Here is a 17,050-nt window from a genome sequence, read left to right as displayed (position 1 = left end):
CCCATGTCGGAAGACCTGAAGCTCGTTGACTACCTCAAGTCGGTCGCCACCGACCTGTACGAGACCCGTCGACGGCTCGAAGAGGTGGAGTCGGGCAAGCGCGAGCCGATCGCCATCGTGTCGATGTCATGCCGCTTTCCAGGTGGAGTTGGCTCTCCTGAAGATTTGTGGCGATTGCTGGCTGAGGGTGAGGATGCGATCTCGCCGGTCCCGGCCGATCGGGGCTGGGATCTGGGGATGTCGTCAGGGTTGGGATCCGATGGCGGGGGTGGTAGCGCGGCCCAGGGTGGGTTCCTGGCGGATGTGGCGGGGTTTGACGCGGGGTTCTTCGGGATCTCGCCGCGTGAGGCGTTGGCGATGGATCCGCAGCAGCGGCTGCTGCTGGAGACGTCGTGGGAGGCTTTCGAGCGGGCCGGGATCGACCCGGTCTCGCTGAAGGGCAGTTCCACCGGGGTGTTCGTGGGCACCAACGGCCAGGACTACATGAATCTGATCATGAGCACCCAGGTGGATGTTCAGGGCCATGGCGTCACCGGTCTGGGAGCCAGCGTGCTGTCGGGCCGCCTGTCCTACACCCTGGGCCTGGAGGGCCCGGCGGTGACCGTGGACACCGCGTGCTCTTCGTCGCTGGTGACATTGCACCTTGCGGTACAGGCGCTGCGGTCGGGGGAGTGCTCGCTGGCGCTGGCCGGCGGTATCACGGTGATGACGTCGCCGATGGTGTTCGTCGGCTTCAGCGCGCAGGGCGGAATGGCGCCCGATGGGCGGTGCAAGGCGTTCTCCGACACCGCGGACGGCACCAGTTGGTCCGAGGGTGTGGGCATGCTGGTGCTGGAGCGGTTGTCGGACGCCCGCCGCAACGGGCACCAGGTGCTGGCGGTGGTGCGTGGATCGGCGATCAACCAGGATGGTGCGTCCAATGGGCTGACGGCGCCGAACGGTCCTTCGCAGCGGCGGGTGATTCGTCAGGCGCTGGCCGGCGCGGGGTTGTCGTCGTCCGAGGTGGACGCGGTCGAGGCGCACGGCACCGGCACGGTTCTGGGTGACCCGATCGAGGCGCAGGCGCTGCTGGCGACCTATGGGCAGGACCGGGACGAGGATCGGCCGCTGTTGCTGGGGGCGATCAAGTCGAACCTCGGTCATACCCAGGCCGCGGCCGGTGTGGCGGGTGTGATCAAGATGGTGCTGGCGATGCGGCATGGCGTGCTGCCCAAGACGCTGCACGTGGATGCGCCGTCGTCGCATGTGGACTGGTCGGCGGGTGCGGTGGAGCTGCTGACCGAGGCGGCCGAGTGGCCGAAGAGCGGTCGTCCGCGCCGGGCGGGGGTGTCGTCGTTCGGGGTCAGCGGCACCAACGCGCACGTGATCCTCGAACAAGGACCGGAAACGCCGGAAGGAGAGGACGCGCCGCAGGAACAGGCATTGGCCGCTGATGTGGTGAGCGGTGTGGTTCCGGTGCTGGTGTCGGGCCATACGGCGGGGGCGTTGCGGGCACAGGCCGAGCGGCTGGTCTCGCACGTGGAGGGCCATCGTGAGGTGGCACTGGTGGATACGGCGTTCTCGCTGGTGTCGTCGCGGTCGGTGTTCGAGCACCGGGCGGTGGTCATCGGCGGTGGCCATGAGGAGCTGCTGGCGGGGCTGGGCGCGGTCGCCTCGGGTGAGTCCACGGCGGGTGTGGTTGCGGGTGTGGCCGATGTCGTGGGGAAGTCGGTGTGGGTGTTCCCTGGTCAGGGGGCGCAGTGGGTGGGGATGGGTGCGGCTCTGCTGGAGGAGTCGGCGGTGTTCGCGGCTCGGATGGCGGAGTGTGCGGCGGCGTTGCAGCCGTTCGTGGACTGGTCGTTGCTGGATGTGGTCCGGCAGACCGAGGACGCTCCGGGGCTGGATCGGGTGGATGTGGTGCAGCCGACCTCGTTCGCGGTGATGGTGTCGTTGGCGGCGGTGTGGGAGTCGCTGGGGGTTCGTCCGGACGCGGTGGTGGGGCATTCGCAGGGCGAGATCGCGGCGGCGGTGGTGGCGGGTGGTCTGTCGTTGTCGGACGGTGCGCGGGTGGTGGCGTTGCGCAGCCGGTTGATCGCCGAGCGGTTGGCCGGGCTGGGGGCGATGGCGTCGGTGGCGTTGCCGGTCGAGCGGGTGCGTGAGTACGTGGCGGTTTGGGACGGGCGGGTCTCGGTGGCTGCGGTGAACGGTCCGAACTCGGTGGTGGTGGCCGGTGAGGTCGCGGCGGTGGAGGAGCTGGTCGAGCGCCTTGCCGCTGAGAACGTGCGGGTGCGGCGGATCGCGGTGGACTATGCCTCGCATTCGGCGCAGGTGGATCTGATCGGGGAGGAGCTGGCCGGGGTCCTGGCGGGGGTGGCGCCGGGGCCGGTGCGGGTGCCGATGCTGTCGACGGTGACGGGTCAGTGGGTGGAGGGTGCGGAGCTGGGGGCCGGGTATTGGTGTGAGAATCTGCGGCGTACGGTGGGTTTCGCTCCGGCGGTGGGGGTGTTGCTGGAGCAGCGGTATCGGGTGTTCGTGGAGGTGAGTCCGCATCCGGTGCTGACGGTCGGTGTCCAGGAATGCGTGGATGCGGCCGAGGTGGAGGCTGTGATCGCCGGGACGTTGCGCCGTGAGGACGGCGGCCTGGATCGGGTGCTGGTCTCGGCGGCGGAGCTGTTCGTTCGAGGCGTGGCGGTGGACTGGCAGAGCGTGCTGACCGGTGGCCGGCGGGTCGACCTGCCCACCTACGCCTTCCAGCACCAGGAGTTCTGGCCCAAGGGAACGGGTACCGGTGCGGGGAATGTGGCCGCGGCGGGGTTGGCCGCGACGGATCATCCGCTGCTGGGTGCGGCGGTGGGTCTGGCCGACTCGGACGGGGTGCTGCTGACCGGGCGGTTGTCCCTGCGGTCGCATCCATGGCTGGCCGATCACGTGGTGGCCGGGATGGTGTTCTTCCCGGGTACCGGGTTCCTGGAGCTGGCGGTGCGGGCGGGTGACCAGGTCGGCTGCGAGGTGGTCGAGGAGCTGACGCTGGTCGCGCCGCTGGTGCTGGGCGAGACCGCCGCCGTCGCGGTGCAGGTGTGGGTGGGCGCCGCCCAGGAGTCGGGCCGCCGGAGCGTGAACGTGTACGCCCGTCCGGCGGACGCGGCCGACGATGTGCCGTGGGTACGGCACGCCACCGGCACGCTTGCCACCGGTAGCCAGGCCGTCGTGCCGTTCGACACGGCGGTGTGGCCGCCGGTCGGCGCGACCGCGATCGCGCTGGACGGTTTCTATGACCGGCTGGCCGAAGGTTCGCTCGTCTACGGCCCGGTGTTCCAGGGGTTGCGGGCGGCCTGGTGGGGCGAGGGTGGCGAGGTGTTCGCCGAGGTCGCGCTACCCGAGCAGGCGGCGTCGGGTGCGGGTGCGTTCGGGGTGCATCCGGCGTTGCTGGACGCGGCGTTGCATGCCTCGACGTTCGCCGGGCTGGACGACACCGAGGTGGGTACCCGGTTGCCGTTCTCCTGGGGAGAGGTGAGCCTGCACGCCACCGGGGCGGCGATGTTGCGCGTGCGGCTGAGCCGGACCGCTGCCGACTCGGTGTCGCTGGTCGCGGTGGACGTCGCCGGGGAGCCGGTGCTGTCGGCGAGGTCGCTGGTGCTGCGCCCGTTCTCGCCTGACCAAGTCGCCGCCGCGGGTGGGGGGCAGGCGACGGCGGGGAACGGGTTGTTCCGGTTGGACTGGACTCCGCTGTCGGAGCTCCCCAGGGTCGATCCGGTGCCGGTGGCAGCGATCGGTTTTGCGGGGTTCGAGCCGGACCCGCTGGGCTTTGCCGGAGTGTGGACGTCGGTCGGCCAGTCGGTCGCGGTTCATCACGATCTGTCGGCGCTGACCGAGGCGGGGCCGGTGCCGGAGGTGGTACTGGCCGAGGTCGGGACCAGGCAGGCCGGGGACGAGGCCATCTCGGCGCATGAGGTGACGGCCGGGGTGCTGGGTCTGTTGCAGGGGTGGCTGGCCGATGAGCGGTGTGATGATTCGCGGCTGGTGGTCGTCACGCGGGGTGCGGTGTCCGCGGGCGAGGGCGAGGCGGTCACCGATCTGGCGGCCGCGGCGGTGTGGGGTCTGGTGAGGTCGGCGCAGTCGGAGAATCCGGGCCGGTTCGTCCTGGTCGACCTGGATGATCAGGAGTCCTCACTCGCGACTTTGCGCGATGTACTGCTCGCGATGCCGGCGCTGGATGAGCCGCAGGTGGCGGTGCGTGAGGGTGGAGTACGGGCGCTGAGGTTGGCGTCTCTGGCGTCGGGGGCGGGCTTGGTGCCGCCGGCCGGTGAGGTGGCGTGGCGGCTGGGCAGCCGGGCCAAGGGCAGTTTGGACGCGCTGGAGCTGCTCGCGTTCCCGCAGGCGACCGAGCCGCTGGGAGCGGGGCAGGTACGGCTGGCGGTGCAGGCGGCGGGGGTGAACTTCCGGGATCTGCTGGACGGGTTGAACGCGCTGGGCTGGTTCCAGGACAAGGTCGGCCTGATGGGCAGTGAGGTCGCCGGGGTGGTGCTGGAGGTCGGCCCGGAGGTGGCGGACCTGCGTCCGGGGGACCGGGTGATGGGTCTGGCCGATGGCGCGTTCGGCCCGGTGGTCGTCACCGAGGCCATGATCCTGGTGAAGATTCCCGATCACTGCTCGTTCGAGCAGGCCGCGACGATTCCGGTGGCGTTCCTGACGACCTACTACGGGCTGATGGACCTGGCCGGGCTGCGGGAGGGCGAGCGGCTGCTGGTGCACGCGGGCACCGGCGGGACCGGGATGGCGGCGATCCAGCTGGCCCAGCGCCTGGGGGTCGAGGTGTTCGCCACGGCCAGCCCGGCCAAGTGGGACGTGCTGCGTTCGCTGGGCATCCCCGATGATCACATCGCCTCGTCGCGGAGCCTGGAGTTCGAGCAGCAGTTCTCCCAGGTGTGCGGCGATCAGGGCATCGATGTGGTGCTCAACTCGCTGACCGGGGAGTACATCGACGCCTCGGCGCGGCTGCTGCGTCCGGGCGGCCGGTTCATCGAGTTGGGCAAGCTGGACATCCGTGACCAGGAGCGGTTCCCCGGGCTGGTGTATCACTGGTTCGACGTGGCGGATGCCGGGCCTGAGCGGTTGCGGCAGATCCTGGGCGCGCTGACGGAGCTGTTCCAGGCGGGTGAGTTGCGGCCGTTGCCGTTCACGGCGTGGGATGTGCGCCGGGGCCGGGAGGCGTTCCGGTTCATGAGCCAGGCCCGGCACACCGGCAAGATCGTGCTGACCATGCCCCGGGTCTGGAACCCGGAGGGCACCGTGCTGATCACCGGTGGCACCGGTGGTCTGGGTGCGGAGCTGGCCCGGCATCTGGTGGCCGAGCATGGGACGCGGCATCTGCTGCTGGCCAGCCGCCGGGGCCTGGAGGCTCCGGGTGTGGTGGAGTTGCGGGCCGAGTTGATCGCCCACGGCGTCGAGGTCACGGTCGCCGCCTGTGATGTGGCCGACCGGGATCAGGTGGCGGCGCTGCTGGCGCAGGTCGATCCCGAGCACCCGCTGACCGCGGTGATCCACACCGCGGGTGTGCTGGACGACGGCACGATCACCTCGCTGACGCCGGAGCGGCTGGACGCGGTGCTGCGGCCGAAGGTCGACGCGGCCTGGCATCTGCACGAGCTGACCCGGGACCTGGACTTGGCCGGGTTCGTGGTGTTCTCTTCGTTTGCCGGGGTGATGGGCAACGCCGGGCAGGGCAACTATGCGGCGGCCAATGTATGGCTGGACGGGTTGATGGCGCGGCGCCGGGCGCAGGGGTTGCCGGGGTTGTCGCTGGCCTGGGGGTTGTGGGCGCAGGAGACCGGGATGACCGGCAGTATGTCGCAGGCCGACGTGCAGCGAATCACCTCAGCCGGGCTACCGCTGATCACCACCGAACAGGGGCTGGCCCTGTTCGACGCGGCCCTGGGGTCGGATGCGCCGCTGGTGGTCCCGGTGCGGCTGAACCTGCCGGCGATGCCCGCCCATCTGGTGCCGCCGCTGCTGCGCGGTCTGGTGCGGGGCACCCGCCGTACGGCAGCGGTGGCGCACGCGGCCGACGAAGGAACGTTGGTGCGGCAACTGGCCGGGCTGACGCAGGCCGACCGGACCCGCTTCATGACCGATCTGGTCCGCACTCAGGCCGCCGCCGTCCTTGGACACTCCGACTCCGCGGCGGTGGACGTCCGGCGGGAGTTCCGTGAGCTGGGCTTCGACTCGCTGACCGCGATCGAATTGCGCAACCGGCTCAACGTGGCCACCGGGCTGCGCCTGCCTTCCACTCTCGTCTTCGACTACCCCACCCCCGCCGTGCTCGGTGAGTACCTGCTGGGCGAGGTGCTCGGCGCGCACGGCGACGCCGTCCTGCCGGTGGCCGCGGTCTCGGTCGGGGACGACCCGATCGTCATCGTCTCGATGGCCTGCAGCTACCCGGGCGGGGTGAACTCTCCACAGGACCTGTGGCGGCTGGTCGTCGAGGGGCAGGACGTCATGACCGCGCTGCCGGCCGACCGCGGCTGGGAAAGCTATAGCGGTCTGGGCCTGAAGGGCGGGTTCGTTTCCGACGCACCCGGGTTCGACGCGGAGTTCTTCAGGATCTCGCCGCGCGAGGCGCTGGCGATGGATCCGCAGCAGCGCCTGCTGCTGGAGACAGCCTGGGAGGTCCTCGAACGCGCCGGCGTCGATCCGGACTCGTTGCGGGGCAGCGACACCGGCGTCTTCATCGGTGCCTCCGGATCGGGCTACACGCCCGGGGAGGAGTCTCGCGGTCACATCATGACCGGCCTGATGGGTAGCGTGGCCTCCGGCCGGATCTCCTACACCTTCGGGTTGGAGGGGCCGGCGATCACGGTGGACACCGCCTGCTCGTCGTCGCTGGTGACCATCCACATGGCGGCCCAGGCGCTGCGCAGTGGGGAGTGCTCACTGGCCCTGGCCGGTGGTGTGACGGTGATGACGACCCTCGCGGCGTTCGCGGAGTTCGGTGAGCAGGGCGGGCTGGCGCCGGATGCCCGGTGCAAGGCGTTCTCCGACTCGGCGGACGGCATCGGATGGTCCGAGGGTGTCGGCCTGGTGATGCTGGAGCGGCTGTCGGACGCGCGGCGCAACGGGCATCAGGTGCTGGCGGTGATACGTGGTTCGGCGATCAACCAGGACGGTGCGTCCAACGGGTTGACCGCGCCGAACGGCCCCTCGCAGCGGCGGGTGATTCGTCAGGCGCTGGCTGTCTCCGGTTTGTCGCCGTCCGAGGTGGACGTGGTCGAGGCGCATGGTACGGGGACGACGCTGGGTGACCCGATCGAGGCGCAGGCGCTGCTGGCGACGTACGGTCAGGATCGGCCGGAGGGCCGGCCGTTGCTGCTGGGATCGATCAAGTCGAATCTCGGTCACGCGCAGTCGGCGGCGGGTGTGGCGAGCGTGATCAAGATGGTCATGGCTCTCTGGCACGGGGTGCTGCCCCAGACATTGCACGTGGACGAGCCGTCCTCGCATGTGGACTGGTCCATGGGCGCGGTGGAGCTGCTGACCGAGACCAGGGACTGGCCGGATATGGGCCGCCCGCGCCGGGCGGGGGTGTCGTCGTTCGGGATCAGCGGCACCAACGCACACATGATCTTGGAGCAGGGGCCGCAGGCGGTGGAACCGGAGGCCGGTGAGCCTGCAGGTCCGGACGCGGGTGTGGTGCCGTGGGTGGTGTCGGCGAAGACCGCTGAGGCGTTGCGCGCTCAGGCAGGCCGTCTGGCGGCGTTTATGGACACGCGTGGCGAGTTGGGTCTGGCGGATGTGGGCTTCTCGCTGGTGTCGTCGCGGTCGGTGTTCGAGCACCGGGCGGTGGTGGTCGGCGGGGATCGCAAGGGTCTGCTGGCGGGTGTCGGTGCGCTGGGCGCGGGTGAGTCGGCGCCGCGCGTGGTTGCGGGTGTGGCCGATGTGGAGGGGAAGTCGGTGTGGGTGTTCCCTGGTCAGGGGGCGCAGTGGGTGGGGATGGGGGCGGCTCTGCTGGAGGAGTCGGCGGTGTTCGCGGCTCGGATGGCGGAGTGTGCGGCGGCGTTGCAGCCGTTCGTGGACTGGTCGTTGCTGGATGTGGTCCGGCAGACCGAGGACGCTCCGGGGCTGGATCGGGTGGATGTGGTGCAGCCGGCCTCGTTCGCGGTGATGGTGTCGTTGGCGGCGGTGTGGGAGTCGCTGGGGGTTCGTCCGGACGCGGTGGTGGGGCATTCGCAGGGGGAGATCGCGGCGGCGGTGGTGGCGGGTGGTCTGTCGTTGTCGGACGGTGCGCGGGTGGTGGCGTTGCGCAGCCGGTTGATCGCCGAGCGGTTGGCCGGGCTGGGGGCGATGGCGTCGGTGGCGTTGCCGGTCGAGCGGGTGCGTGAGTACGTGGCGGTTTGGGACGGGCGGGTCTCGGTGGCTGCGGTGAACGGTCCGAACTCGGTGGTGGTGGCCGGTGAGGTCGCGGCGGTGGAGGAGCTGGTCGAGCGCCTTGCCGCTGAGAACGTGCGGGTGCGGCGGATCGCGGTGGACTATGCCTCGCATTCGGCGCAGGTGGATCTGATCGGGGAGGAGCTGGCCGGGGTCCTGGCGGGGGTGGCGCCGGGGCCGGTGCGGGTGCCGATGCTGTCGACGGTGACGGGTCAGTGGGTGGAGGGTGCGGAGCTGGGGGCCGGGTATTGGTGTGAGAATCTGCGGCGTACGGTGGGTTTCGCTCCGGCGGTGGGGGTGTTGCTGGAGCAGCGGTATCGGGTGTTCGTGGAGGTGAGCCCGCATCCGGTGCTGACGGTCGGCATCGGGGAATGTGTGGACGAGACGAACGCCGTCACGGTGATCGCCGGGACGTTGCGGCGTGAGGACGGCGGGCTGGATCGGGTGCTGGTCTCGGCGGCGGAGCTGTTCGTCCGAGGCGTGGCGGTGGACTGGCAGAGCGTGCTGACCGGTGGCCGGCGGGTCGACCTGCCCACCTACGCCTTCCAGCACCAGCGGTTCTGGCCGAGCGAGAGGCAGAGCGGTGATGCCCGGGTGCTGGGTCTGGCCGCGACGGATCATCCGCTGCTGGGTGCGGCGGTGGGTCTGGCCGACTCGGACGGGGTGCTGCTGACCGGGCGGTTGTCGCTCTCGTCGCACCCCTGGCTGGCCGATCACGTGGTGGCCGGGATGGTGTTCTTCCCGGGTACCGGGTTCGTGGAGCTGGCGGTGCGGGCGGGTGACCAGGTCGGCTGCGAGGTGGTCGAGGAGCTGACGCTGGCCGCGCCGCTGGTGCTGGGCGAGGATGACGCGGTCGTGATCCAGATCGCGGTGGGTGCGCCGGAGGAGACCGGCCGACGGAGCGTGAGCATCTACGCCCGGTCGGCGGACGCGGCCGAGGAGGTGCCGTGGGTGCGGCATGCCGCCGGCACGCTCGCCACGGGCAGCCGGGTCGCCGTGCCGTTCGACACGGCGGTGTGGCCCCCGGCCGGCGCGACTACGATCGCGCTGGACGGCCTCTATGACCGGCTGGCCGAAGGTTTGCTTGTCTACGGCCCGGTGTTCCAGGGATTGCGGGCGGCCTGGCGGGGTGCTGATGGCGCGGTGTTCGCCGAGGTCGCGCTGCCGGAGCAGGCGCAGTCGGACGCGGGTTCGTTCGGGGTGCATCCGGCTCTGCTGGACGCGGCGTTGCACGCGGTGAGCTTCGCCGGGCTGGACGCCGCAGCGGGTACGCGGTTGCCGTTCTCCTGGGATGAGGTGTGCCTGCACGCGGGTGGGGCGGCGCTGCTGCGGGTGCGGCTGGCCAAGGTGGGCGAGGATGCGGTATCGCTGAGCGCGGTGGACTTCGCCGGGGAGCCGGTGGTGTCGGCGCGGTCACTGGTGCTGCGCCCGGTCTCAGCCGACCAGCTCGCCGCCGCCGGTAGCAGCCCGAGAGTGGAGCGGGACGCGTTGTTCGGGCTGGAGTGGACGCCCTCGGTTCAGACGCCGGTATCCGACGCCGAACTGGACGTGGCCGAACTCGCCGGAGAAGCCCTTTCGGACCTGGCCCTGCTGGATTCGGTGCCGGATGTGGTCATGGTCGCCGTGGGATCGGCCGATGCCGAGAACGTGGTGGAGTCGACGCACGCGCTGGTCGCAGATGTCCTGGGCCTGCTGCAGCGGTGGTTGGCCGATGAGCGGTTCGAGACGTCGCGGCTGGTGTTCGTCACCCGGGGTGCGGTCGAGGCGCGGGAAGGCGATGTGGTCGCCGATCTGGCGGCCGCGGCGGTGTGGGGCCTGGTCCGGTCGGCCCAATGGGAGAACCCGGGCCGGTTCGTGCTGGTCGATGCCGACGGTGAGTTGTCCTCGTCGGTACTGGCCGGGGTGCTGGTCTCGGGTGAGCCGCAGGCGGCGGTGCGCGAGGGCGGGGTGCGGGTTCCGCGCCTGGCGCGGGTGGCACCTGCGGAGGAGATCGAACGGTCGTGGGAGCCCGAGGGGACGGTTCTGATCACCGGTGGCACCGGTGGTCTGGGCGGCAGTCTGGCCCGGCATCTGGTGGCCGAGCGGGGGGTGCGGCATCTGCTGCTGACCAGTCGTCGGGGCCTGGATGCTCCGGGTGCGCTGGAGTTGCGGGCCGAGCTGATCGCGCACGGGGTCGAGGTGGACATCGCCGCCTGTGACATGGCGGATCGGGATCAGGTGGCGGCCCTGCTGGCCGGCGTGGATGCCGGGCATCCGCTGACCGCGGTGATCCACACCGCCGGTGTGCTGGCCGACGGCACGATTCCGTCGCTGACGTTGGAGCGGCTGGAGACGGTGCTGCGGCCGAAGGTCGACGCCATCTGGCATCTGCATGAGCTCACCCGGAATCTGGACCTCGCGGCGTTCATCACGTACTCGTCCCTGTCGGGTGTCATGGGCTCCGCTGGGCAGGGCAACTACGCGGCCGCGAACACGTTCTTGGACGCCTTGGCGCAGGCGCGCCGGGCCGAGGGGCTGCCCGCGCTGTCGCTGGCCTGGGGGCCCTGGACCCAGGACACCGGATTGACCGGAACGCTGGGCGATATCGATATGCAGCGGATCACCCGGACGGGCATGCCACCGTTGACGGTGGAGCAGGGCCTGGCGCTGTTCGAGGCCGCTACCGCGTTGAAGCACGCGGTGCTGGTTCCGGTTCGGCTGGATCTGCCGTCGATGCGCACCTACGGTGAGGTGCCGGCGTTGTTGCGTGGGCTGGTGCGGGGTGGGCGCCGATCGGCGGCGTCCGGTTCGGTGGTGGCGGCGACGTTGCTGCAGCGGCTGGCTCCGCTGGGGGCGGCCGAGCGTGCCGAGGTCCTGGTGGACCTGGTGCGTACCGAGGCGGCCATGGTGCTGGGCCATGTCTCGCCGGAGACGGTGGAGGTGCGGCGGGAGTTCCGCGAGCTGGGCTTCGACTCTCTCACCGCGGTTGAGCTGCGCAACCGGCTGAACGCCGCCACCGGGCTGCGGTTGCCGTCCACGCTGGTGTTCGACTACCCGACACCGACCGTGCTGGCGGACTTCCTGCTGGCCGAGTTGTTCGGCGAGGACGCCGATGTGACGGTTCCCGCGATGGTGGTGCCGGTAACGAACGATCCGGTCGTGATCGTGGGCATGGCGTGCCGTTTCCCAGGTGAGGTCGCCTCTCCGGAGGATCTGTGGCGGCTGGTCTCCGAGGGCGGGGACGGGATCTCCGAGTTCCCGACGTCGCGGGGCTGGGATCTGGGGGCGTCGTACAGCCCGGACTATGTGCGCGAGGGTGGCTTCCTGGAGAGCGCCACGCAGTTCGATCCGGGGTTCTTCGGGATCTCGCCGCGTGAGGCGTTGGCGATGGACCCGCAGCAGCGCCTGCTGTTGGAGACGTCGTGGGAGGCTTTCGAGCGGACGGGCATGGACCCGACCTCGTTGCGCGGCAGCCGTACCGGCGTGTTCGCCGGTGTGATGTATCACGACTACGGGGTGAGCGCCGAACTCCCGCTGGAGGCCATGGGCTTCATCAGCACCGGTTCGGCGGGAAGCGTCGCGACCGGCCGCATTTCGTACGCGCTGGGCCTGGAGGGTCCGGCGGTGACGGTGGACACGGCGTGTTCGTCGTCGCTGGTGGCGATGCACATGGCGGCGCAGGCGCTGCGTTCGGGTGATTGCGATCTGGCGCTTGCGGGTGGGGTGACCGTGATGGCCACCCCGGCGGTGTTCATCGGCTTCAGCGCGCAGGGTGGGCTGGCAGGCGATGGCCGGTGCAAGTCCTTCGCTGACGCGGCGGACGGCACCAGCTATTCCGAGGGTGTGGGCATGCTGGTGCTGGAGCGGTTGTCGGACGCCCGCCGCAACGGTCACCAGGTGCTGGCGATCGTCCGTGGGTCGGCGGTGAACCAGGACGGTGCCTCCAATGGGTTGACGGCGCCGAACGGCCCGTCGCAGCAGCGGGTGATTCGCCAGGCGCTGGCCGGGGCCGGGCTCTCGGTGTCCGAGGTGGACGCGGTCGAGGCGCACGGTACGGGGACGACGCTGGGTGACCCGATCGAGGCGCAGGCTCTGCTGGCCACGTACGGCCAGGACCGGGACGAGAACCGTCCGCTGCTGCTGGGGTCGATCAAGTCGAACCTCGGCCACACCCAGGCGGCCGCGGGTGTGGCGGGTGTGATCAAGATGGTCATGGCTCTCCGGCATGGGGTGTTGCCCAAGACGTTGCACGTGGACGTCCCGTCGTCGCATGTGGACTGGTCGGCGGGCGCGGTGGAGTTGCTGACCGAGTCGGCTGAGTGGCCGCAGACGGGTCGTCCGCGCCGGGCGGGTGTGTCGTCGTTCGGGATCAGCGGTACCAACGCGCACGTGATCCTGGAGCAGGGACCGGAGGCCGAGCCGGCCGGGTCGGGTGCGGAGGACCGGGCTCCGGCCGCGGGTGTGGTGCCGTGGGTGGTGTCGGCGAAGACCGAGGAGGCGGTACGGGCGCAGGCCGGGCGACTGCTGGCGCACGTACGGGCGGCCGGTGAGCTTGAGCCGGTGGATGTGGGGTCGTCGCTGGTGGTGTCGCGGTCGGTGTTCGAGCACCGTGCGGTGGTGGTGGGCGGCGGCCACGAGGGGCTGCTGGCGGGGCTGGCGGCGGTGGCTTCCGGTGAGCCCACGGCGGGTGTGGTTCAAGGTGTGGCCGATGTCGTGGGGAAGTCGGTGTGGGTGTTCCCGGGCCAGGGGGCGCAGTGGGCGGGGATGGGCGCGCGGCTGCTGGAGGAGTCGGCGGTGTTCGCCGGGCGGATGGCCGAGTGTGCGGCGGCGTTGGAGCCGTTCGTGGAGTGGTCGCTGCTGGATGTGGTCCGGCAGGTGGAGGGGGCGCCGTCTCTGGATCGGGTGGAGGTGGTCCAGCCGACCTCGTTCGCGGTGATGGTGTCGCTGGCGGCGGTGTGGGAGTCGCTGGGGAGCCGGCCGGATGCGGTGGTGGGCCATTCCCAGGGGGAGATCGCCGCAGCGGTGGTGGCGGGCGGCTTGTCGTTGCAGGACGGCGCGCGGGTGGTGGCGCTGCGCAGCCAGGTGATCGCGCGCAGGTTGGCCGGGCTCGGGGCGATGGCGTCGGTGGCGCTGCCGGTCGAGCAGGTGGGCGAGCAGGTGGCGGCCTGGGACGGGCGGATCTCGGTGGCGGCGGTCAACGGCCCCAGTTCGGTGGTGGTGGCCGGTGAGGTCCAAGCCGTTGAGGAGCTGGTCGAGCGCCTTGCTGGTGAAAACGTGCGGGTCCGGCGGATCGCGGTGGACTACGCCTCGCATTCGGCGCAGGTCGACCTGGTTCGAGATGAGCTGGCTGAGGTGCTGGCGGGGGTGGCGCCGCAGCAGGTGCGGGTGCCGATGCTGTCGACGGTGACCGGTCAGTGGGTGGAAGGGCCGGAACTCGACGGCGGGTATTGGTGTGACAACCTGCGGCGCACGGTCGCCTTCGCCCCGGCGATCGGACAGTTGCTGGAGCAGCGGCATCGGGCGTTTGTCGAGGTGAGCCCGCATCCGGTGCTGACGGTCGGCATCGGCGAATGCGTGGATGAGGCCGGGGTGGAGGCCGTGATCGCCGGGACGTTGCGCCGCGACGACGGCGGGCTGGACCGGGTGCTGGTCTCGGCGGCAGAGCTGTTCGTCCGTGGGGTGGCGGTGGACTGGCGGCAGGTGCTGCCGGGCGGGCGTCAGGTCGACCTGCCGACCTACGCCTTCCAGCACCAGCGGTTCTGGCCGAACGCCAAGCAGAGCGGGGACGCTCGGGTGCTGGGTCTGGCCGCGACGAATCACCCGCTGCTGGGCGCGGCGATGCCGCTGGCCGATTCCGACGGGGCGGTGCTGACGGGTCGGTTGTCGGTGAGTGCGCAGCCGTGGCTGGCCGATTACCAGGTGGCGGGCTCGGTGGTGGTGCCAGGCAGCGCATTCGTGGAGCTGGCCGTGCGGGCGGGTGACCAGGTCGGCTGTGAGCTGGTGGAGGAGCTGACGCTGGATGTGCCACTGGTGCTGGGTGCGGGCGAGGCGGTCGCGGTGCAGGTGTGGGTGGGCGCCTCTCAGGAGTCGGGCCGCCGGACGGTGAACGTGTATGCCCGGTCGGCGGATGCGGTCGATGATGTGCCGTGGGTGCTGCACGCGACCGGCGCTCTCACCACGGGTGCCTCGCCTGCCGAGCCGTTCGATGTGGCGGTGTGGCCTCCGGTCGGCGCGGCTGCGATCGAGCTGGAGGGGCTGTATGAAGAGCTGGCGGAGGAGGGCTTGGGGTACGGCCCGGTGTTCCAAGGGTTGCGGGCGGCCTGGCGGCGTGATGACGAGGTGTTCGTCGAGCTGAGTTTGCCGGAGCAGGCCGGTGATGCGGCTTCGTTCGGGTTGCACCCGGCGCTGCTGGACGCGGCGCTGCACGTGGTGCCCTTCGCCGGGCTGGACGATGCCGCGGGCGGCCGGTTGCCGTTGTCATGGGGTGGGGTGTGCCTGCACGCGGGCGGGGCGTCGGTGCTGCGGGTGCGGCTGGCCAGGACGGGCGGCGATGCGTTGTCGCTGAGCGCGGTGGATGCGGCCGGGGCACCGGTGGTGTCGGCCCGGTCGGTGGTGCTGCGGCCGATGGCCGCCGAGCACTTGGCCGGCTCCGACCCTCGCGGGGCCAGGCAGGACGCGCTGTTCCGGGTGGAGTGGCCTGCCGCGGGTGGCCTGCCGCAGGCCGACCAGGCGCCGGTGTCGATACCGGTGGCGGTGCTCGGCTTGGACGCCCTGGGTCTTGCCCCCGCGTTGCGGGTAGCCGGCGATCTGGTCGGGGAGCCTGGCGGGCATTTGGTACCGGTGCATGTGGATCTGCCCGCGCTGGCCGAGGCGGGTCCGGTCCCGGCGGTGGTGCTCGCGGAGGTGGTCTCGGATCCGGCGGCCGGGGTGGTGGAGTCGGCGCATGCGCTGACCGCCCACGTGCTGGATCTGCTGCAGCGGTGGCTGGCCGATGAGCGGTACGCCGATTCGCGCTTGGTGTTCGTCACCCGGGGCGCGGTCGCGACCGATGATGGTGAGGTGGTGGCTGATCTTCCGGCCGCTGGGGTGTGGGGCCTTGTTCGCAGTGCTCAGTCGGAGAACCCGGGCCGATTTGTGCTGGTCGACGTGGATGATCAGGAGTCCTCGCTGCCGGCCCTGCTCGATGCACTGCTCGGGGTGCTGGCCTCGGGTGAGCCGCAGGCGGCGGTACGCGAGGGTGCGGTGCGGATGGCGCGGATGACGCGGGTGGCGCCGGGATCTGACCTGGGCGATGTGGCGGGCCGGGTCTGGGATCCGGAGGGGACGGTGTTGATCACCGGTGGTACCGGTGGTCTGGGGGCGTTGTTCGCGCGGCATGTGGTGGCCGAGCGGGGTGTGCGGCATCTGCTGCTGACCAGCCGCCGGGGCCTGGACGCTCCGGGCGCGGTGGAGTTGCGGGCCGAGCTGATCGCACACGGCGTCGAGGTCACCATCGCGGCGTGCGACGTGGCCGACCGGGACGCGGTGGCGGCCCTGCTGACGCAGGTCCCGGCCGAACATCCGCTGACGGCGGTGATCCACACCGCCGGTGTGCTGGCCGACGGGACGATTCCGTCGCTGACGCCTGAGCGGCTGGACAGCGTGCTGCGGCCGAAGGTGGACGCGGCCTGGCATCTGCACGAGCTGACCCGGGACCTGGACCTGGCCGGGTTCGTGGCGTTCTCTTCGTTCGCCGGGGTGATGGGCAACGCCGGGCAGGGCAACTACGCGGCGGCGAATGCGTTTGTGGACACATTGGTCCAGGCGCGTCGGGCTGCGGGACTGCCGGGGTTGTCGCTGGCCTGGGGCCTGTGGGAGCAGGAGACCGGGATGACCGGCACGCTGGGCGCAGTCGACCTGCGCAGGATGGCGCGGGCGGGGATGCCGGCGCTGTCGGCGGAGCAGGGGCTGGCGGTGTTCGAGGCGGCCACCGCGTCGGGCCGGGCGGCGGTGGTGGCGGTGCGGCTGGATCTGTCGGTGCTGCGCACGTTCCCCGAGGTGCCGCATCTGATGCGGGGCCTGGTCCGGGTGGGGCGCCGGTCGGCGGTCTCCATCCCGGTGGGCGGGGATTCGGAGCTGGTGCGGCGGCTGGCGGGGCTGGGTGAGGCCGAGCAGGTTCGGCTGGTGGTGGAGCTGGTGCGCGCTCAGGCGGCGGCGGTGCTGGGGCACGCCTCGGCGGAGACCGTCCGGGCGCGGCGGGAGTTCCGTGAGCTGGGCTTCGACTCCCTGACCGCGGTGGAGCTGCGCAACCGGCTCAATGCCGCCACCGGGCTGCGGCTGCCCGCCACTCTCATCTTCGATTGCCCCACCCCCGTGAGCCTCGCCGAACACCTTTTGGCGGAAATCGCGCCCGGAGCGAACACCACGGTAGAGCTGTCATTGCTGGCCGATCTCGACCGGTTCGAGACCGCTCTTTCCGGCTACACACTCGACGAGCTCGCCCGGAACGGCATCTCGACCCGGCTGCGGCACCTGCTGCTGAAGGTGAGCGAGAGCGGTACGGAAACTAGTGAAATCGCTGTCGCCGGCATGCTCGAATCGGCGAGTACCGAGGAGATTCTCAGCTTCATCGACAACGAACTGGGCCGCTCGAAAGATCTGTGATTCGAGCCCGCGTCTGAACAATGTGAAG

Annotated in this window: 1 protein-coding gene; it reads left to right on the top strand. The window is 70.9% G+C overall.

Going from position 1 to position 17,050, the window contains the following annotated elements; all coding sequences use genetic code 11:
* Positions 1-3: 3 nt before the first annotated feature.
* Positions 4-17,022 carry an SDR family NAD(P)-dependent oxidoreductase gene (locus tag OIE13_RS16650; RefSeq protein ID WP_326830207.1) on the top strand — a complete coding sequence of 5,673 codons (17,019 nt, stop codon included), beginning with the start codon at positions 4-6 and terminating at the stop codon, positions 17,020-17,022.
* The last annotated feature ends 28 nt before the right edge of the window (positions 17,023-17,050 follow it).

The sequence above is a fragment of the Streptosporangium sp. NBC_01810 genome, from assembly GCF_035917355.1.
Classification (GTDB): Bacteria; Actinomycetota; Actinomycetes; order Streptosporangiales; family Streptosporangiaceae; genus Streptosporangium.
Note: the sequence above shows the minus strand (reverse complement) of the source record. Positions and strands in the feature narration are given on the sequence as shown.